This window comes from Deltaproteobacteria bacterium (assembly GCA_011773515.1).
Classification (GTDB): Bacteria; Desulfobacterota; Deferrimicrobia; order J040; family J040; genus WVXK01.
This window is the reverse complement of sequence record WVXK01000057.1, coordinates 15,586-35,352: the sequence shown is the minus strand read 5'-3', so window position 1 is coordinate 35,352 and position 19,767 is coordinate 15,586. Positions and strand designations below refer to the sequence as shown.

General features: G+C 57.8%; 21 protein-coding genes. 11 read left to right on the top strand and 10 right to left on the bottom strand.

The window, feature by feature from the left end:
• The first annotated feature begins 74 nt into the window (after positions 1-74).
• Positions 75-824 carry an SDR family NAD(P)-dependent oxidoreductase gene (locus GTN70_06040; GenBank protein ID NIO16544.1) on the top strand — a complete coding sequence of 250 codons (750 nt, stop codon included), beginning with the start codon at positions 75-77 and terminating at the stop codon, positions 822-824.
• Positions 825-1,011: 187 nt separating this feature from the next.
• Positions 1,012-1,230 (top strand): hypothetical protein, encoded by a 219-nt coding sequence (locus GTN70_06035; protein NIO16543.1) that lies wholly within the window; start codon positions 1,012-1,014, stop codon positions 1,228-1,230.
• Positions 1,231-1,249: 19 nt separating this feature from the next.
• On the opposite strand, the gene GTN70_06030 is transcribed toward GTN70_06035, so the two are convergent.
• Positions 1,250-1,975, bottom strand: a complete 726-nt coding sequence (locus GTN70_06030; protein ID NIO16542.1) for a methyltransferase domain-containing protein — start codon at positions 1,973-1,975, stop codon at positions 1,250-1,252.
• Positions 1,976-2,059: 84 nt separating this feature from the next.
• Between GTN70_06030 and GTN70_06025 the strand changes: the two genes are divergently transcribed.
• Positions 2,060-2,296 carry a hypothetical protein gene (locus GTN70_06025; protein NIO16541.1) on the top strand — a complete coding sequence of 79 codons (237 nt, stop codon included), beginning with the start codon at positions 2,060-2,062 and terminating at the stop codon, positions 2,294-2,296.
• Between the two features lie 53 nt (positions 2,297-2,349).
• Here GTN70_06025 and GTN70_06020 read toward each other — a convergent pair whose 3' ends face one another.
• Positions 2,350-2,688 carry a hypothetical protein gene (locus GTN70_06020; protein NIO16540.1) on the bottom strand — a complete coding sequence of 113 codons (339 nt, stop codon included), beginning with the start codon at positions 2,686-2,688 and terminating at the stop codon, positions 2,350-2,352.
• A gap of 277 nt (positions 2,689-2,965) precedes the next feature.
• Between GTN70_06020 and GTN70_06015 the strand changes: the two genes are divergently transcribed.
• The gene (locus GTN70_06015) at positions 2,966-3,325 is read left to right on the top strand and encodes a DUF488 family protein (protein ID NIO16539.1); all 360 of its coding nucleotides are present in this window, start codon (positions 2,966-2,968) and stop codon (positions 3,323-3,325) included.
• 50 nt (positions 3,326-3,375) lie between these two features.
• Here the strand turns inward: GTN70_06015 and GTN70_06010 are convergent, their stop codons facing one another.
• The 8 genes from GTN70_06010 to GTN70_05975 form a co-directional block, all read right to left on the bottom strand.
• Positions 3,376-3,696 (bottom strand): hypothetical protein, encoded by a 321-nt coding sequence (locus GTN70_06010; GenBank protein ID NIO16538.1) that lies wholly within the window; start codon positions 3,694-3,696, stop codon positions 3,376-3,378.
• Between the two features lie 80 nt (positions 3,697-3,776).
• A complete protein-coding gene (locus GTN70_06005; GenBank protein ID NIO16537.1) occupies positions 3,777-4,028 on the bottom strand; it encodes an SHOCT domain-containing protein in 252 nt (83 codons plus the stop codon).
• Positions 4,029-4,107: 79 nt separating this feature from the next.
• The gene (locus tag GTN70_06000) at positions 4,108-4,710 is read right to left on the bottom strand and encodes a sigma-70 family RNA polymerase sigma factor (GenBank protein NIO16536.1); all 603 of its coding nucleotides are present in this window, start codon (positions 4,708-4,710) and stop codon (positions 4,108-4,110) included.
• Between the two features lie 13 nt (positions 4,711-4,723).
• Positions 4,724-5,551: an arsenite methyltransferase gene (gene arsM, locus GTN70_05995; protein NIO16535.1), complete on the bottom strand. Its 828-nt coding sequence runs from the start codon at positions 5,549-5,551 to the stop codon at positions 4,724-4,726.
• Between the two features lie 10 nt (positions 5,552-5,561).
• Entirely contained in the window at positions 5,562-5,855 is a 294-nt protein-coding gene (locus GTN70_05990) for an AbrB/MazE/SpoVT family DNA-binding domain-containing protein (protein NIO16534.1), read from the bottom strand.
• Between the two features lie 236 nt (positions 5,856-6,091).
• Positions 6,092-6,802 carry an ATP-binding cassette domain-containing protein gene (locus GTN70_05985; protein ID NIO16533.1) on the bottom strand — a complete coding sequence of 237 codons (711 nt, stop codon included), beginning with the start codon at positions 6,800-6,802 and terminating at the stop codon, positions 6,092-6,094.
• 8 nt (positions 6,803-6,810) lie between these two features.
• Entirely contained in the window at positions 6,811-7,959 is a 1,149-nt protein-coding gene (locus tag GTN70_05980; protein NIO16532.1) for an FtsX-like permease family protein, read from the bottom strand.
• A 7-nt stretch (positions 7,960-7,966) separates the two neighbouring features.
• Positions 7,967-8,515 carry a DUF2318 domain-containing protein gene (locus GTN70_05975; GenBank protein NIO16531.1) on the bottom strand — a complete coding sequence of 183 codons (549 nt, stop codon included), beginning with the start codon at positions 8,513-8,515 and terminating at the stop codon, positions 7,967-7,969.
• Between the two features lie 391 nt (positions 8,516-8,906).
• On the opposite strand from GTN70_05975, the gene GTN70_05970 reads away from it, so the two are divergent.
• From GTN70_05970 to GTN70_05940, 7 genes are all read left to right on the top strand, one after another.
• The gene (locus GTN70_05970; GenBank protein ID NIO16530.1) at positions 8,907-9,110 is read left to right on the top strand and encodes a dodecin domain-containing protein; all 204 of its coding nucleotides are present in this window, start codon (positions 8,907-8,909) and stop codon (positions 9,108-9,110) included.
• 233 nt (positions 9,111-9,343) lie between these two features.
• The gene (locus GTN70_05965; GenBank protein NIO16529.1) at positions 9,344-9,853 is read left to right on the top strand and encodes a hypothetical protein; all 510 of its coding nucleotides are present in this window, start codon (positions 9,344-9,346) and stop codon (positions 9,851-9,853) included.
• Between the two features lie 408 nt (positions 9,854-10,261).
• Positions 10,262-12,094: a malto-oligosyltrehalose trehalohydrolase gene (gene treZ, locus GTN70_05960; protein ID NIO16528.1), complete on the top strand. Its 1,833-nt coding sequence runs from the start codon at positions 10,262-10,264 to the stop codon at positions 12,092-12,094.
• Entirely contained in the window at positions 12,091-14,517 is a 2,427-nt protein-coding gene (locus GTN70_05955) for a DUF3536 domain-containing protein (GenBank protein NIO16527.1), read from the top strand. Before treZ ends, GTN70_05955 begins: the two co-directional genes overlap by 4 nt.
• Positions 14,517-17,321, top strand: a complete 2,805-nt coding sequence (gene treY, locus GTN70_05950; GenBank protein NIO16526.1) for a malto-oligosyltrehalose synthase — start codon at positions 14,517-14,519, stop codon at positions 17,319-17,321. Before GTN70_05955 ends, treY begins: the two co-directional genes overlap by 1 nt.
• Positions 17,318-18,829, top strand: a complete 1,512-nt coding sequence (malQ, locus tag GTN70_05945) for a 4-alpha-glucanotransferase (GenBank protein ID NIO16525.1) — start codon at positions 17,318-17,320, stop codon at positions 18,827-18,829. Before treY ends, malQ begins: the two co-directional genes overlap by 4 nt.
• Positions 18,830-18,949: 120 nt before the next feature.
• Positions 18,950-19,660, top strand: coding sequence for a hypothetical protein (locus GTN70_05940; protein ID NIO16524.1), 711 nt, complete (start codon positions 18,950-18,952; stop codon positions 19,658-19,660).
• Positions 19,661-19,767: the final 107 nt, after the last annotated feature.

The following is a 19,767-nucleotide window of genomic DNA, read 5'->3' as shown; positions in this document are numbered from 1 at the left end:
CATCCCCCGTTCGCCCGCCATCTAAGCATATATACCGATCCATCACGGGAGGGATCCCGGAAGGGGGTTGATCGATGCGTGACGGGGACAAGAAAACTCCTCCAAAAAAGGCGATTTTCATCACCGGGGTAAGTTCCGGCATCGGCCATGCCGTTGCGGAAACGTACCTGTCATCAGGGCACAGGGTGTACGGGATAAGCCGCCGAAAGCCAGAGGATCTGATGGGCAGGGAGGGTTTCCACTTCGTCTCCGTCGACCTGGCAAAGCACCACCTGATTCCGCCGGCCCTGGATCGGCTCTTCAGTGGCCACCACCCTCCCGGAATCGCCGTTTTGAACGCCGGGACCCTGGGAAAGTTCGGCGACATCAAAGACACGGACCTTGACCTCATCCGGGAGGTCATGGAATTGAACACCTGGGCGAACAAGCCGATCATCGATTACCTGCTCACCCGGCAGCCCCCCGTATCCCAGATCGTTGCCATATCGACGGGCGCATCCGTAAGCGGGGCCAGGGGGTGGAACGCCTACTCCCTTTCAAAGGCGGCACTGAACATGCTCATCCGGCTCTACTCCCGGGAATTTCCCGACACCCACTTTTGCGCCGTGGCCCCCGGGCTCGTGGATACCCCCATGCTGCAGCAGGTGCTCTCCCTGCCAAGCGACGGCACCCACCCCACCATCGACCGCCTGAAGAGCAAGCGGGGAACGCCCGACCTCCTTCCGCCCGGAAAGGCAGCCAAGAGGCTCATCGGAGTAATAGACCGCCTGCCGGTGGAGGTCGAGAGCGGCTCCTTCGTCGACGTCCGTTTGCTGGGCGGGTAGCTCTTCGTAAGGAATCGGAGAAATTCGCTACCAAGCGGTATAAAACAGCCTGTTCGGGCATCGGGCGAAGAAAGCCTTTTTGTCCGCGTGGCCGTGGAGCCCGGGGTTGACCTCCAAACGCCGTGCCCCACGCGGCCGGTTACCTGAAGAGAGATAAATGGTAAACTGATAAAGGGATAAAAAAGCGATGGTAAAAATGCCCCCGGGGAAATATACGCTCTGTTTCCTGACCTCTATTCCTTTCTCCCTCTGCGCCCTTTCGGCAAGAGACGCCTTTTCTGCGCCGCTGCTCATGGAGGTCGTCCAGGGGGTCTATCCGGCCACGAGAGGGTTCCTCACCCTCTTCGACGTCACGCTCATCCTGCTGATCATGGTTCTTTTATCCCGGAAAAAGAGGCACCTGTGATAGGCGTGAATAACGGCGATCAGGGTCTCTTCCCGCCGAAAATCGTGAAGATGCCGTACTTGTAGTAGCAATCGACCTGGATGAACCCGGCATCGGTGAGCATGGCGAGCTGGTCACCGAGGGTGTCGGGCCTGTTGTCCTCGTTCTCCCTGTAACGCCTGAGAATATCTCCGAAGATATCCTCTTTAAGGCCCAGGGAGCGCTTGCGCTCCTCTATCCACTCTCTCCAGAGGCCCATGTACCACGCTTCGAGCTCATCTTCCCCGGCGCGCACCAGGTCGATGTTCAAAAAATAGCCGCCCGGGATGAGAAGGGAGTGGACCTTCCTGAAAAGCTCCCCCTTTTCAAGGAGCGTGAGGTGATGGATCGCAAGGGAGGAAACGATGAAATTAAAGCTGCCGAGGTCGACATCCCCCGCGATTATTTCCTGAAAGCTCGCCAGGACGTAACGCAGGCTTCTTGAGTCTGCAAGGTTTCGCCTGGCGTGCTCGAGCATATCCTCCGAGCCGTCGACCAGGGTCGCCTCTATCCCGCCGTCAACCTCGATGAGCTCACGCGTTACGATCCCGTCGCCGCATCCCAGGTCGAGAACCCTTCTTTTTTCCCCGCCGGCATTGAAGTGCCGGTAGAAAGACTTCAGGACCTCGAAGAGCCTTCTGCGCTCGATCACGTAGACGTCGGCCTTGTCCCGGTACTCCCTGCTGAATTCGGGATTTGCCCACTCGGAATCGCGAAATTTCGTCATGACCCGGATATGGTAGCACATTTGCCCGGCTATTGATAACGTCCCTCACCGTAAAACCCGCCCGGCCGATATGGTAGGATGAAGGTGAGGGGCAAGACAATGTACCGGGCCATGGAATTCATCGTAAAAGTTCTCTTCTGGGTCATCCTGTTCCTTCTCACCCTGCTGTCCATCTGGCTGGCGGACATGCTGGGGAGCGACTGGCTTTTATTGCTGATTCCGGTATTCTTCGGGGTCCTGGTGTACCTGTTCCTCTACGTGGAGGATTACACCCACGATATTCTCCTCGCCATCGACAGGTTCCTGTACAGGAAACGATAGGACCGGGGGGACGACCCCCGGGACGGCAGACGGGGGCGCCTCGCCGGCGGCTCTCATCCCCCTTCGTCCCGTTCGGCTTCAACCAGGAGGGTCATGCCGCGCAGACCCCTGATGCGCACGCCTTCACCCTTTGCAACCGACCCATGGCCCTCGGCGACTTCCGCCCGCCAGCGCTCTCCCCGGACCAGCACGTAACCGGTCGGGGATAGCGTCTCCTCAGCCGTGCCCCGCTGGCCGACCATGGCGTCCGCATCGCCCCTGTCGTACTTGTCGTAGGCACGCCACACGAAGGGAAAAAGGACTATGTCCTTCACGACCCAGAGCACCACGACTGCACCTGCCACCCACAGCGGGATCTGGACCCAGCGGCGAAGGAGGTAGAGGGCTAGCATTAGAAGGACGATCCCGGGCACCTGGATCAGTACGTAGCGCCTGATGACGCGCTTTGGGTAGCGCTGCACCTTCATCGTACATACCCGCCTGACACAATTGTAGCAGGTTTTCGGGTTACAATACGTTCATCAGGATGGGTGAAAGCGCCTGTCCCGCGGGGCTGGATGTCAACGGCCGCAAAGAGAGGGGGGCAAAACGGTGAAAACAGGCCCGGAAAAAAGGATTTATACGATCGGCACGAGCAACCGCTCCCTGCCCGAGTTTCTCCACATCCTGATGGAGAACGGCGTGAAAACCGTTGTTGACGTGAGGAGATTTCCCACGAGCAGGTTTGGCCACTTCAGGCGGGAAAACCTGGAGCCGTCACTAAAAAAAGCGGGCATCGCCTACCGGTATCTCGGGGACCTTCTCGGGGGCTTCCGGAACGAGGGCTTCCCCGCGTACCTTGAAACCGGGGAAGGCAGGGAAGGACTGGAAACGCTGGAGCGCATCGCCTCGAGAGATCCCTGCGCCATCGTTTGCGCCGAGAAACTTCCGTGGCGGTGCCACCGGCGTTTCATCGGTCACCACTTCCAGGAAGAGGGATGGGATCTGGTTCACATCATCGATGAGAAGAGGGTCTGGCAGCCAAAATGATCAGGGAGAACCCCCTTATCTCGGCAGAAACGCTCCCTCTTTTCCCATGCTCAGCGATCGGAAGCGTCGCCCGTACCGGGACAGCAGCTCGAATCCTCTGGTTTCTCAGCGCTCCCTCTTTTTTCCTCATCCCCGCCTGTTTCCGGGCTTTTAGAAAAAAACTGCCCCATCATCTGAGAACAGAGGTCCATCACCTTCTCCCTGTCGAGGCAGCACCCCGCCTCCTGATCTTTCCTGTCGTCCGGGGTCTTCTCTTTTGCCTCTCCCGCAGCCTGCGCCTGCGGAAAAAACCGCTCCATCATCTCGAGCATCATCTTCATCTTCTCTTCGCTCATGCCGCCTTTCATGTATTCCGACATTTTCTTTTGCATGGACATCGCCTTTTTCTCCTCTTATCCGGGTATCCTTCCCCCCATGCCGCGCGCCGGCGGAGCGCAGAAATGGACAGAACTTACCCGCTTTTTTGCGTGATATCCCGTTTCTTCTCCTCGTATTCCTCCCTGCCGATATCTCCGAGGGCATATCGCTTGTCGAGTATCTCCCCGGGCGAGTCGGAAGGGCCAATGTGGTGTCCGCTGAACGTGTGGGAACCGAAACAGCACAGCGCCCTGCCCCGCCGCCTCACGCTGAGGAGGCAAAGAAGCATCAACGCAAGGGGAATTATCCACCAGTAGGATTCCAGAAAACCCTCTAACCCGCTCATCTCTCTCACCTCCCTTTTGCCCTTATAGACGGGCGCGGGAGGAAATGAGATACACCCTTTCTCGATTTTCGTGATCACATCAGCTTGATTCGTCGGCAGGGCTCTTTCTGTCGCACACCAGGACATTCTGCTCGTCGCGGTCAAAGCTGCAGCCGGACTCGAGCTCCTTTTTCAGCTTTTCCCGCCCGCGGTGAAGCCTGATCTTGACGGTGTCGAGGCTGATCCCCAGAATTTCGGCGATCTCCTGGTTCCTGAAACCCTCCACGTCGGCCAGGAGAACGACGGCGCGGTAATTCTCGGGAAGCCTGTCAATGAACTCGTGCACACACTCGCTCATCTCCTCGCGGATAAGCTGCCGGTCGATGGAAGGCTTCTTCTCGCCTGTCCACACATCTTTGTCCTCGAAGGCTTTCCCTGCTTCCGAGACCGATTTTTTCGATGCCTCCTGCCTTTCCGCCGGGCTCCGCAGCCTGTCCATGGCAACGTTCGTGGCGATGCGGTAAATCCACGTGGAGAGCTTCGACTCCCCCCGGAAATCGGAAAACCCCCTGCTGACCCGCACGAAGACCTCCTGGGTCAGGTCCTCGGCCTCGCGGGCATTGACCAGCTTTGCCAGATAGCGGGTGATTTTTGGCTGATAAAAGCCATACAGGACATCGAACTCCAAATTTTTTTCCGTCACTGCCTCTCCCCCCTTACGGTTTGACTCCGAAAACGCTTATGCTGAGGACCGAATCCAGAACATCTGCCAGGCTCTCTTTCGTCACCTTCAAACTTTCCAGGATCCCCTCCGCGATGGGATCGTTTGACGACCACTGAGCGGGAAACGCGCGCTCTTGAACTATTTCCACCTGCACAAAACCCGCCCCCCTGATAGCGTGCAGGTATTCGTCCTTCAACAAGGCCCCGGAAATGCAGCCCACATATGCTTCGATCGACTCACTCACGGCATCGGGAAGCCGGGAGAGCAAAACGATGTCGGAGATCATGAGCCTGCCGCCCGGTTTCAGAACCCTGAAGGCCTCCCGGAAAACCCTGCCCTTGTCGGGCACGAGGTTGATGACGCAGTTCGAGATGACCGCATCGACCGATGAGTCAGAAATGGGGAGATCCTCGATATCCCCGACCCGAAACTCGACGTTTGCAACATTACCCCTCCTTGCATTTGCCGCGGCCTTCTCCACCATCTCCCGGGTCATATCCACACCGATGACCTTCCCCGCGGGGCCGACGGCACTCGCGGCGAGAAAGGAATCGAATCCGGCACCGGAGCCAAGGTCGAGTACGACCTCCCCTTCCCGAAGGGAGGCCAGCGCCACGGGATTGCCGCATCCAAGACCCAGGTTTGCACCCGCGGGGGCCGCATTGAGCTCTTCCTCGGAGTACCCGATCTCTTTCCCGATATCCCGGGCTGCATCCCCGCTCGACCCACAACGGGAAACCTGTTCACAGCACGAGCTGCTCTGATTGGCTATTTTTCCGTACTTTTCCCTGATGATTTTTTTTACCTCTTCTTCTCTCATCTTTTCCTCCTTATTCATTCTTCACCGTCTCGTTGCCCAGTACCTCTCCCATCATCGGACCGAGGAGCTCTCTTACCATGCCGGCGAATTCCTCCGCTCTTATCAGGGATATGCAGGATATCTCCCCATTTTTCTCCCAGCTGATCACCGCCAGCTTGTCTCCCGGCTTGATGTTGGCCTTGTCCCGGATTTCCTTCGGAAGAACCATCTGGCCGCGCTCGTCGACAGTGACGAGGGACTCCACCCTGCAGCAGCTCGGCGCACAGGCAGAAACCCCCGGATCCGATTTTTCTTTCCGCGTCATTTTATTACCTCCCGACCAAAGAGAAGTGCTCACGACCGACAATTATACTGATAATTCTGAATTTGCTGACTATACTAATATTTCTGAAAATGTTTGTCAAGGTTTTTTTTGCGCACTGCCTGGGAGGCGGGGAAAGGAGTGGCTTTATCCTGAGAATCGTCCCGTCGACAGGGGGCGGCGGGGGACAGGGCGGACCCGGTATATCGCGTAAGGTATTATGTGGGTGGAAAATATGGTCAGACGAGGGGTGAGGCGTTGGCGGGGATGAGCAGGCTTCCCCCCAGCGAGCCGTCACACATCTCCACGACCCTGTGTGCCCGCTGGGCATATTCCCGGGAGTGGGTGATCATGATGATCGTCTTGCCATCCTCGTTTACGTGGGAGAACAGATCGAGAATGGCCATCCCGTTTTTCGTATCGAGATTCCCCGTGGGTTCATCGGCGAGGATGATGAGCGGATTGTTGAACAGGGCCCGGGCGACAGCCACCCGCTGTGCCTCCCCCCCTGACAGCTGCGATGGAAACCTTCGCTCCTTGCCCAACAGGCCAACCTTGCCGAGCAGGGAGACGCCGATCTCCTCCTTGTCCTTCCGGGACAGGTCATCCTTGACCATCGGAAGCATGATGTTTTCCATCACCGTCAGGTAGGGAAAGAGGTGGAACGACTGAAACACGAATCCAAGGTACAACCGCCTGAAATCGGCCCTCTTCTCGGTATCCAGGGCGTATATATCGAAATTATCCACGAAGACCCGTCCCGAAGTGGGGGTCTGCAAACCGCCTATAATGTTCATGAGAGAGCTCTTTCCCGCACCCGAGGGGCCCATGATGGAGAGGAACTCCCCCTTTCCGACGGTCAGGGAGATACCCTTGAGGATCTCTGCCCTGCCGTCTCCGCTTCCCAGGACGAGGCCAACGTTATCCGCAGATATCAAATGGTTTTCCATAGTTTCTCCTATTCGTTCCGAAACGCCTCGACGGGGTCGAGCCGTGAGGCCTTGATCGCGGGCCGAAAGGATGCCGACAGCCCCATGAGTATCCCCGCGCCCACGGCGATCATCACCGCCACTTGCGGAATGACCACTCTCTCCAGGTCAAAGGCGGGGGCGATGAAGTAGACGCTGAAAACCCCGCTGAGGGACCCGAGAAGGGCACCGAGAAAGCTCAAAATTCCCGCTTCCAGCAGCACGATGTTCAGGATCCAGGATCTCCTGAATCCTATCGCCCTCATGATCCCGATCTCCTTGGTCCTCTCCGCAACCGACGCCGAAATGGAGACCGATATGACCATCGCGCCGATTATGGCGATGATCACCGCCACCGCGAGGGCAAACTTCTTGAGCTGATTCACCGTGTTCTCCCTGGTTTCGACCACCCTTCTGATCGATGTCACCCTGGCACCCGGCAGGGCGCCGGATATCTGTGAGACGATATCCTCCACGGGACAGTCCTTGCAGAGGGCGCTCACCTCAAACGCCGAGACCCTGTTCTCCGTGCCGCTCCACCTCCAGAGATCACGGATTCCGGCGACGATCATGTAGTCCTCTTTGTCCCCCGTCGGGGGAATCACGCCGCCAACGTTTACCGGGGCACCCTGTACCGACACCCGGTCCCCGGCTTTCTTTCCCAGTATCCGAGACACTTCGGAGCCGAGCCACACCGCTTTCCCGCCCCCCTCATCGGGTCGGAAAGACCACCAGGGCTTCATCTTTGCCAGCTCCATGAGATCGGTCCCCATGAAGGTGATCTCCCTTCCGTCGGTTTTTGCGGATGCATAGTAGACGGGGAGCAGCGACGCTATTCTCTCCTTCAGGGGGATCGACAGGATCTTCTCCCTGTCGGCGTAGCTGATCGATTCGCCCGACACGCTGGTAGATCCGAGCACCATGTCGCCGTATCGAATCGTCAGCGCATCGACCTCGGGAACCACGAGGATATTTGCCCCGAACCGGTCGAGCTTGTCGGCTATGTCCTTTTCCAGGGAGGTGGAGACGGAGGTGAACGCCACGATGGACCCCGATATGATGAAGACGACGAAAAGGACGAAGAAAGACTTGACCTTTCTCCTGAAGAGATTTTTCAGTGAAATGCCGGCGATCCCCATCAGGGCCCTATCTCCTGAAGTTGAAATAGCGAACTGCGCTCTGTATATCCGCAACCCTGATCTTCAGGTGATCTCCATCCAGCGTGTTGTCCAGGGGAATCGGGTTGCACCCTCCCCGGACAAGGTTGATCTTCGACGAGGGAAACTTCTGGTCGCAGTTGTTGCACACCATGTTGTCCCCCTCCTGCCGGTAGCCCTTCAACGTGTGGGCGCAGGTGTCACAGGCGTCGAGAGCGCTCCTGACCACGCCATCGCTGCCGGTCATGATGAAAAAGCGCACGGAAACTCCACCCACCTTGGCCTCGTAGAACTTCGCCGCAGCGCTTATCTCGGCCAGGGGGATCGATATCACCTCTGCCCCCGCCGCAGCCGCGCTCTCCTTGCTCACCGTCGCGGGCTTCCTGGGCTTTGCCATGTAAAAACCTGCCCCCGCCATGACAAGGCTTGCAACGAGAACGGCCAGAAAGATACCCTTCTTCCCACCGCGGCTCCCGGCTTCCGATTCGGCCAAGGCTTTGCGTCTGTCTTTCCCGATGTCTGTTCCGTTTTCACTCATGTCAACTCCCGAAGTTTTTCCTGATATTTTATTTTACAGCCTGTAAAATGTCAACCAGACAATTCTACTGCTATGTAAAGCTATTTGTTACACGGCTTGCAAGCGGAATGTTCTATGGGAACCTCATCGTATCAGTAATCAGTGTTAATCTTACCATGGATCAGCATTGCCGGTCAGCGTAATTTGCGACGTTATGGTTATTCGCTTTCCGGGAGCTTCTATCCCTGAAGATCAAATATTGTGACCGAACGAACCCGATATAATAATTGCAATGTATTGCCGAATTCTCATATAATCTAAGTGAAGACTTTTAGCAGTCAATTCCCAGACACAGAATTTTTGCAGCAGTTAATCTTCTTGATACGAGAAACGAGAAAGAAAGGAGATTACCATGGCTGTCGCAAAAATTGTCGAGATCACCTCATCATCAACCAAAAGCTTCGATGACGCGATCAAGACCGGCCTGGCCCGGGCAGCAAAGACACTCGAAGGAATCACCGGGGCATGGGTGGAAGAGCAGAAGGTAGTCGTCAAAGAGGGACAGATCAAAGAGTACCGGGTAGACATGCGGGTCAACTTCATCCTTCACGAATGACATCGGCGCGCAGAAAGATATAGTTCCCCATTGGCTCCCGTTTAAACTTTTTTGTAGAAAAACGAGTGGCTGAGTCTGCGCTTATTTCCCAGGAGCGGGCCCTTTCAATTCACATCATGAACCTCACCTGCGCAAAACGCACGGGTCGGGAAATACCCACGGAAAGGGGGTGTTGAGAGGGAAGTTTTTTTTCGCCGTGAACCTTTTTGCGTTCAAAGGGGGGGAGGGAGATCATGAGAAAATCATGCATTCTGTTCGTCCTGGTATCATTCTCTCTTGTCTTGTTTTTTGCTGTGCACATTGTAAAAGCCGAAGAGGTACAATTCGACAGGTTCGCATGCGGGTCTGCGACACTCACGCCGGTTTCTCTAGAGAAAGGTGTGAAAACCTTCAGCTTCGATATGAAAGGCATCAGTTGGGACAATAAAGGAGAAGATTTTGCCGGCGCTGCAACCATGCATTGTGTCGGCGTACTCAAGATCCTGGGTGGGGAAAAAACCTCAAACGGTTATTGCAAATTCATGGATTCTGAGGGAACCAGGGACTATGAGTACACCAAAATCAACGATGAGAGCACGTTTACCTATATAGGCGGTACTGGAAAGTACGAGGGCATCACAGGCGGAGGTAAGAGCAAAACCCTCACGAAGGCCAAACCGATAGTAAAAGGAACGTTCCAATCGTGCGCGAGAGGAACGGGAACGTGGAAACTGGCCGAAAAAATGAAATCGAAGGAAAAGTAGCTTAAAAACCATAGCAGACCCCGAGCTCTCCAATTTCTTTTACGTGATTCATTGAAGAGAGAAACGGGCGGATCTTCGGATAGGATGGAGCCACCAATCCAATGATTGGTGGCTTTTTCCATCGTGGATTGGTAATTCGGAATGCGGATCTCCGAATGGGACAATCCGACCGGAACCAGCGCGCTTTCTTGATCTTTCAGCCGGGCTTTCTTATACTTATTGTATAAATATTTAGAGAAAAACTGGCTTTTCCGCACTGCCAACCTTTTTTGGAGGGAAGAAGGAACCCTTCTATCCCGGTGAGTCGATCGGGCTCTTTATACTATTGACAGGAGCACCATCAGCGCGAAACAGCGTGCCCACACGGGGCGTGAGAGGGCAGGTGACAGGTAAAGGGGAGGAAGTTCCATGATGGTCGGTGCACGGTATCTCGGAGATGGCAGGTGTTCCTTCGTGCTCTGGGGGCCTCTCCTTGAGAGCGCTCACGTAAGACTCGTGTCTCCCGGCGACCGGCGGGTGCAGATGGAGAAGGGAGAGGACGGCTACTTCCGCGCTGTCCTTGGCGACGTACCTCCGGGTTCGCGCTACTATTACGTGATAAACGGGTCAGCGGAGCGCCCCGACCCGGCATCCCATTTCCAGCCGGGGGGAGTTCACGGGCCATCCGAGGTGGTGGACCACGATAGCTTCTCCTGGCAGGACGGAGACTGGAGGGGGGTTCCCCTCGAGCAGATGATCATGTACGAGCTGCACACGGGTACGTTCACCGAAGAGGGAACCTTTGATTCCGTGATTCCGCGGCTCGCCGCTCTTTGCGATCTCGGGGTAAACGCCCTCGAGATCATGCCCGTCGGCCAGTTCCCGGGGAAGCGGAACTGGGGGTACGACGTCGCCTACCCCTATTCGGTCCAGAACTCCTACGGCGGGCCCGACGGGCTCAAGAGGCTCGTTAACGCCTGCCACGAAAACGGCATCGCCGTCATACTCGACGTGATCTACAACCATCTCGGCCCCGAGGGCAACTACCTGGGCCTGTTTGCCCCCTACTTTGCCGGGAAGTACAAAACCCCCTGGGGGGAGGCGATAAACTTCGACGGTCCCCACGCAGACGGCGTGCGGAGCTACTTTATCGAAAACGCCCTCCACTGGTTCGACCTCTACCACATCGACGCACTCAGGCTCGACGCGATCCACGGCATCCTGGACACGAGCGCAAAGCCATTTCTCAAGGAGCTGGCCGAAAGGGTGAAGGCCTTTTCGAAAGAAAGGGGCAGGAAATTCTACCTGATAGCAGAGAGCGATCTGAACGACGCTCGCGTGATCCGGCCGGCCGATGAGGGGGGATACGGGATCGATGCCCAGTGGCTGGACGATTTCCACCACACAGTCCATACTTTGCTCACCGGGGAAAGGACGGGATACTACCTCGATTTCGGAAGCATCGATCATCTCGAAAAGGCCTACCGGGAGGGCTTCGTCTACTCCTGGAACTATTCGCCTTACCGGCGCAGGCACTTCGGGAGCTCGTCGGCCGACAGGCCGGCCCGGCAGTTCATCGTGTTTTCGCAAAATCACGACCAGGTGGGAAACCGGATGCTCGGGGAGCGGCTCAGCACCCTCGCATCCTTCGAGGGTCTCAAGCTCGCCGCCGGCTGCGTGATCCTCTCTCCCTACATCCCGCTCCTTTTCATGGGGGAGGAGTACGGGGAAGAGTCCCCCTTTCTCTACTTCACCAGCCATCTTGACCCGGACCTTGCCGATGCGGTGAGAAGAGGAAGAAAAAAGGATTTCCAGGCCTTCCTCTGGAAGGGAAAGCCGCCGGATCCCCAGGACCCGCAGACATTTTCCGCCTCCAAGCTGAAGTGGGAAAAGAGATTGGATGGCAGGCACGGCGTGCTCCTCTCCTTCTACCGGGAGCTCATATCCCTCAGGCAGCTGCTGCCGGTGCTCTCGAACCTCGATAACAGGAGCCTCGACGTAAACGCCCCGGAGGGGAAAAAGATCATCACCATGCGCAGGTGGTACGAAGGCACGGAGGCGATAGCGGTCATGAACTTCGGCGGAAGCGACGAAAGGGTGACGGTTTCTGCGAACGGCGCTGAATTGTACAGGCTGATCGACTCATCTAATGAGCGGTGGCTGGGACCCGGGTCTATGCTCCCCGAACGGTTGGGGGGAAGCCGGGAAGTCGTCGTCCCGCCGCTTTGCTTCGCCCTCTACGGGAAAGGAGTGAAGACATGAAGCGCTTCGTGTGCATCCACGGTCACTTTTACCAGCCCCCGCGGGAGAACCCGTGGCTCGAGGAGGTGGAGATACAGGATGCCGCGTATCCCTACCACGACTGGAACGAGAGGATAACGGACGAGTGCTACGCACCCAACACGGCTTCCCGAATCCTGGACGGCGAGAAAAGAATCGTCGACATCGCCAACAACTTTTCGAAGATAAGCTTCAATTTCGGCCCCACCCTCCTCTCCTGGATGGAGGAAAAAAAGCCAGATGTCTACGATGCTATCCTCGAGGCCGACCGCACGAGCCGCAGGACGTTTTCCGGGCACGGGTCCGCCATCGCACAGCCCTACAACCACATGATCATGCCCCTCGCCAGCACCCGGGACAAGAGGACGCAGGTCCGCTGGGGGATACGGGATTTCACGCACCGCTTCGGGAGGAAGCCCGAGGGGATGTGGCTTCCGGAGACGGCCGTCGATCTCGAGACACTGGACATAATGGCCGGGGAGGGAATAACCTTTTCCATCCTGGCACCCCACCAGGCCCGGCGGGTACGGAAGCTTGACGAGAAGAAATGGGTCGACGTGGATGGCTCACGCATCGACCCGAAGCTTCCCTACCGCTGCAGCCTCCCTTCGGGTAAATCGATGACCCTCTTCTTCTACGACGGCCCCATATCCCGGGATGTTGCCTTCGGCGACCTGCTCTCGAGCGGGGAGCATTTTGCGGGGAGGCTGGGGGGCGCCTTCGTGGCAGGGAACGATTCTCCCCAGATCGTCCACATCGCCGCCGACGGAGAGACCTACGGTCACCACCAGCGCTACGGGGACATGGCCCTGGCATATTGCCTCTATCACATTGCGACCAGCGGGCTTGCCAACATCACCATTTTCGGGGAGTTCCTCGAGAAGCATCCTCCCGCCCACGAAGTGGAGATCCATGAAAACACCTCCTGGAGCTGCGCTCACGGGATCAAGAGGTGGATAAGCGACTGCGGGTGCAGCTCGGGGATGCACCCCGGCTGGAACCAGCAATGGCGGGGGCCTCTCCGGGAGGCCTTCGACTGGCTCCGGGACACCCTGGTTCCCCTCTACGAGGGGAAAGCCGAGCGCCTTTTGAAAGACCCCTGGGCCGCGCGGGATGCCTACATAGAGGTGATCAACGACCGATCTGAAGAAAACGTGGAGCGCTTCTTTGCAGGCCACCTCAAGGGAGCCGTATCCCGGGAAGACAGGGTGCACCTTTTGAAGATCCTGGAGATGCAGCGGCACGCCATGCTCATGTACACGAGCTGCGGGTGGTTCTTCGATGACATCTCCGGCACCGAGGCGGTTCAGGTCCTGCAGTACGCCTTCAGGGCGCTTCAGCTGGCAAAAGAGGTGAGCGGTGCCGACCACCAGCCCTCGTTCCTGGAAATCCTCGAGCGCGCGCCGAGCAACATCCCGAAGTTCAAGGATGGGGCGAACGTGGTGGAGTCTCTCGTGAAGCCCGCCGTCGCGGATCTCATCCGCGTGGGGGCCCACTACGCCGTCTCCTCCGTTTTCGAGGACTATCCCGAGGATTTGCGGATCTGCTGCTTCCGCAACCGCAGCGAGGCCTACGATTTCCAGGAGGCGGGGAGAATGAAGCTCGTCATGGGGAAGTCCCGGGTATTTTCCGAGATCACCTGGGAGGAGGCCATGTTCAGCTTCGCCGTGGTGCACCTGGGGGACCACAATCTCTTCGGAGGGGTGAACCCGTCGCCCGGCGACGAGGCCTTCGCCTACATGCAGCGGGAGATCCGGGAGGCGTTTTCAAGAAGCGATGTGCCGGCCCTTCTCCGGCTGATCGAGAAGCACTTCGGCGCCGAGCACTACTCCCTCTGGCACCTCTTCAAGGACGAACAGCAGAAGGTCCTCGACCTGCTCCTGGCGTCGACACTCGAGGACGTGGAGGTATCGTTCCGCCAGATCTACGAGTTCCGCTACCCCATTCTGCAGGTGATGAAGGATCTGCACATCCCCGTCCCCAAGGCGCTATCCACCCCCGTGGAATACATACTCAACCTGGACCTCCGCAGGGTAATCGAAAGCGCAGAGATCGATGCCGATCGCCTGCGGAAGCTCGTGGACGAGGTGAAGCGCTGGAATTTCGAGCTCGACAAGACCATCCTCTCCTTCGTGACCAACAGGAGGATACACGCGCTCATGGAGGAGCTGCTCCAGAGTCCGCAGGACACGGCCCACCTGGGGAAGCTCGACGAAATCCTGGAAATTTTGGGCGGCCTCGAGCTCGAACTGGACCTATGGGAATCGCAGAACATATACTTCTCCATCGGAAAGCGCATCTTCAAGAAGATGGCTGCTGGAAGCGATTCCGGTGATGAGGCCGCCGCCGAATGGGTCGAGCACTTTCGCTCCCTGGGGCGGCACTTCGGCGTGAGAGTCGAGTGATGCACGTTCCCGCTGCAACCTACCGGATCCAGTTTTCCCCCTCCTTCACCTTCGGGGATGCCCGCAGGATCGTTCCCTACCTGGGTTCTCTCGGGATCTCCCATCTCTACGCCTCACCCATCTTCAGGGCCGGGAAGGGGAGCACCCACGGGTACGACGTGGTGGATCAGAACCGGGTAAACCCGGAACTGGGAGACCCGGGGGATTTTGCCGAACTGGTCGGCTGGGTGAAGAGAAACGGGCTTTCGTGGCTTCAGGATTTCATCCCCAACCACATGGCCTTCCACGGCGAAAACCCGATGCTCGCCGACCTGCTGGAGAAGGGCAAGCGGTCGCGATACGCGGACTGCTTCGACGTTGTCTGGGACCACCCGTACCAGAGCATCAGGGGGAGGATCCTCGCCCCTTTCCTGGGGAGGTTCTACAGCGAGTGTCTGGAAGACGGGGAGATCCTCCTGGCTTTCGGCGAGTCGGGTCTCTCCATCCGCTACCACGACCACGCTTTTCCCCTGCGCATCGAGTCGTACGCCCACGTCTTCTCACGGAATCCCCACCCTCCCGGAGAGAACCCGGATGGGGATGACGGAGCCTGGAGCGAGTATCTCGAGCTGGCGGAGCTCATGCGCTCGGTGGCGGCAGACCCGGGAAAGGAGGTGGTCGACGAGGAGGCCGTCTCCATCAAGGAGGGTCTCTGGAGCCTCTACTCCCGAAGCGGCAGGATCAGGGAGCATATCGACGGGCTCCTTCGCGCCTACGCCGGGGAAAAGGGGAAGCCGGAAAGCTTCACCCCCCTGGACCGGCTCCTGTCCGAGCAGCACTTCCGCCTCTCCTTCTGGAAAGTCGCCACGGAAGAGATAAATTACCGGCGCTTCTTCAACATAAACGACCTGATTTCCGTGAGGGTGGAGGATGAAAAGGTCTTCCACCGGACCCATGCCCTTATGTTCAAACTCACCGGAGAGGGGACCGTATCCGGGCTGAGGATAGACCACATCGACGGACTGTACGACCCGGCGGCATACCTGCAAAAGGTCCGGGGCCACATCGGTGATGCCTACCTGGTGGTCGAGAAGATCCTGGAGCCGGGCGAGAGCCTCCCCCCCTCCTGGCCGGTGGAGGGGACGACGGGTTACGATTACCTCAACGCGGTAAACGGCCTGTTCTGCAGGGTGGAGAGCGGGCCCGAGTTCAGCCGGATCTACTCCCGCTTCGCCGGGGTGCGCGCGCCTTACGACGAGCTCCTCTACGAGAAGAAAAAGCTCATCCTGGAAAGGCACATGGCGGGCGACGTGGACAACCTTGCCCACCTCTTAAAGAGTGTTTCGGGCAGGTACCGCTACGGCAGCGATATCACCCTCTACGGGCTGAAGAGAGCCATCCTGGAGGTGATGGCCTTCTTCCCCGTGTACCGAACGTACCTGCACTCAGGAACGCTGTCCGGAGAGGATCGAAAACGCGTTCAGCTGGCGGTGAAAAATGCGATCGCGAGAAACTCCGCCTACCTGAACGAACTCAAACTGATAGAGCGCTTTTTACTCCTCGAGGGGGCAGATCACCTCCAGGCCGAGGAGAGGGAGGAGTGGATTCACTTTATCATGCGATTTCAGCAGTTTACCGGCCCGCTGATGGCCAAGGGATTCGAGGACACGCTCCTGTACGTCTACAACAGGCTGCTTTCCCTCAACGAAGTGGGTGGGGCTCCCGATACGTTCGGCACCAGGCGAGACGATTTTCATCGCTTCCTCGAAAAACGGATGGCTTTCTGGCCTCACTCCATGAACGCCACATCGACGCACGACACGAAAAGGGGAGAGGACGTGCGCTCCAGGATAAACGTCCTCTCCGAGATCCCCCGGGAGTGGGAGGGTGCCGTTAAAAAGTGGGCAAGGCTGAACCGGTGGAAAAAAAAGAGGGCGGGCGATATCAGGGTCCCCGACAAAAACGATGAGTATTTCCTCTACCAGACCGTCGTGGGCGCCCTTCCCTCCGAAGAGGAGGAATATCCCCGCTTCGTTATGCGGCTGAAGGAGTACCTCATAAAGGCGGTGCGGGAGGCGAAAATTCACACGGCCTGGCTGAAACCCGATTTGGAGTATGAGGAAAACTTCCTCGCCTTCGTCGACGCGGTCCTGGCGCCCTCTGACAAAAGCAGGTTTATGGAGCGCATGGCGGAATTCCAGAAAAAGGTGGCGTACTGCGGAATGTTCAACTCCCTTTCCCAGACCCTCATCAAGATCACTTCGCCCGGCGTTCCCGACTTCTACCAGGGCTCGGAGCTGTGGGAGCTTCATCTCGTCGATCCCGACAACCGCCGCCCCGTCGACTTCGAGAAGAGGATCGGCTACCTGGCAGAAATCAGGTCCCGGGAAAGGGACGATCTTTCGGGGCTGATAGAGGAATTGACCCATTCCATGGAGGACGGGAGGATAAAGCTCTTCCTCATTTACCGGGCTCTGCGCGCCAGGAGGGAGAACGAGGCCCTCTTCAGGGATGGCGGCTACACCAGGCTCGACACGGCGGGTGATTTTGAGGACCACCTGGTCGCCTTTGCCCGGTCCGCCGGCGACTCCTTCTCGGTGACGGTCGCCCCCCGATTTCTCACGGCCCTTACAGGGGAAAATAGCCTCCCCCACGGGCGGGAGGTCTGGGGCGATACATCGTTCCTGCTTCCGGATGGGTTCCCCCGAACCTTCGAAGACGCCATCACCGGGCGGATCATCGAGGGCGGAACGGCCCCGTACGTCGGGGACGTGCTCTCCCACTTTCCCGCAGCGCTGCTCATTTCCAGAGGGGGGCAGGCGTGATGAAAAGAGGCAGCGGAATACAGATCCCCCTTTCATCCCTCCCATCGGCCTTCGGTATCGGTGACATGGGCCCCGGGGCGCTTCGGTTCGCCGATTTCCTCTTCCAGGCGAAACAGCGCTACTGGCAGATCCTTCCCCTGACTCTGCCGAATCCCGCCTGGGGAAGCTCCCCCTACAGCGGCCTCTCCGCCTTCGCGGGAAACATATACCTGCTCAGCCCGGAGGTCATGGTCCAGGACGGATTCCTCGATGAAACCGATATCGGCTCCGTCTCACCGGTAAACAGCGCAAAAGTCGACTATGCGGGCACGTATCCGTTCAAAGACGGGCTCTTTCAGAGAGCCTGGAGCCGCTTTCAGGAGACACGCCTGATGGAAAGAGAGTTTCACGAATTCTCGGAGAAAAACGCCGATTGGCTGGACGTTTTCGCTCTCTTTGTCTCCATCAGGAAGCATTTCGGCAGTCGCCCCTGGAACGAGTGGCCCCCGGACATAGCAAACCGGGAGCCGGAAGCGCTCGCGGGATTTTCTGCCCAGTTCGGCGAAAAAATTGAGATGGAGAAGTTCCTCCAGTTCCTCTTCTTCGACCAGTGGGGGCGGGTAAAGCGGTACTTCAACGAGCGGGAAATCGAGATCGTCGGAGACATCCCCATCTATATCAACCACGACAGCGCCGACGTCTGGAAAAACCCGGAGCTCTTCAAGCTCGATTTCGAGCGCCGGCCCGCCGCAAAAGCCGGGGTCCCCCCCGATTACTTCAGCGAAACGGGGCAGCTCTGGGGCAACCCCCTGTACCGGTGGGAGGTGATGAGGGATACCGGATACGAATGGTGGGTCAGGAGGATGCGCATCAAGCTGGAGAGCTTTGACATCGTCCGGATCGACCACTTCCGGGGCCTGGTGGCCTACTGGGAGGTTCCTGCGGGAGAGGAAACGGCAGTGAATGGACGCTGGGTTGACGGCCCGGGGGAGGACCTCTTCAACACGCTCCTTCGCCACTTTCCCGATCTTCCCATCATCGCCGAGGACCTGGGCACCATCACCCGGGACGTGCGGGAGCTTCTCGCGCGCTACGATTTTCCCGGCATGCGCGTTCTGCTCTTTGCCTTCGGTGACGACTTCCCCCACAGCCCCTACCTCCCCCACAACCACGTGAAAAACTGCCTGTCCACGACGGGGACCCACGACAACAACACGGTGCGGGGCTGGTTCGCGCAAGAGGCGACGGAAGCGCAGAAGGAAAGGGTGCGGGAATATCTGGGCAGGGATGTAACCGAGGAATCGGTCCACCGTGAATTCATCCGCCTCGCCATGATGTCCGTGGCGGACATTTCCATTGTCCCCATGCAGGACGTCCTGGGCCTCGGCGGGGAGTCGAGGCTCAACACGCCCGCCACGACGCAGGGGAACTGGGTGTGGCGGCTCTTGCCCGGGCAGCTCGATGCAAACCTGGCCGAGGAACTCGCTGAAATCACCGAACTCTGCGGAAGGGCCACCAATGCAGACTAGAATCCAACCATGGGGTCAGTTCCCATTTTCTCAGGTTTTTTCGGCCTCTCATGTATCAAATATGAGGATATGGGAACTGACCCCGGTATGGCGATAGCAGATCGCCGGGGGAAATGCGGGGTGAAAAAGCAATTTTTTCTCTTCACCATGGTCGTGCTGCTCTTTTTTCCGAGGACTGCACTGTCCGTGTCCGGCAGTGTCAATCTGCTGACTTTCCGTGTTCTCCAGGAAAACGAACTGAGTAACGACGAACCATACCTCTGGGTTTACGGTATCGTCATCGACACGGATACCATCAACAATGACCGATTCGTTCTACCCATAGAGTCCCCGGGGCACGGCAATATAACCCGGGGAAACGTGGATCAAGGCTACGCAATCCCCATTCGGGCGGGCACAGGAAGGATTTTCAACCAATTCAACCCCTTTTTAGGGCGATTCCAGTTCGGAGTCCTCGTGGTGGTGTGGGAGCAGGACTACACGCCGAATGAAAAAGTTGTCGAGGCATACCGGGAAGTCGGTTCGATCCTGAACAATTTTATCGGCGAAAAAGTCCGGGCCCTCGACTTCGGTGACCCTTCCGAAGAAGATCTCGCGCAACTCACAAAGGACATACGAAACAGGATCGCCGAAATCTTCCAAGACGCCTTTCTCTGGTATAACCCGCTCAGCTGGGATCCGGACGACCTAGTAGGCACCGCTTTTTATACCGTGCAACTGCATGGCAACGACTACTTTCGCGCCCCCATCGAATTCGACCTCCGGGGACCGTATGGCTACTTTAAAGGCGCATACCGGGTCAAAGGGTACCTGCTGGTCAATGAACCCTAAACCTCCATTCCGGGGGTCAGTTCCCATTTTCTCAGGTTTTTGCGCCTCCCACGAATAAAATATGAGGATATGGGAACTGACCCCGTTGAAGTGCCAATCAGAACCTT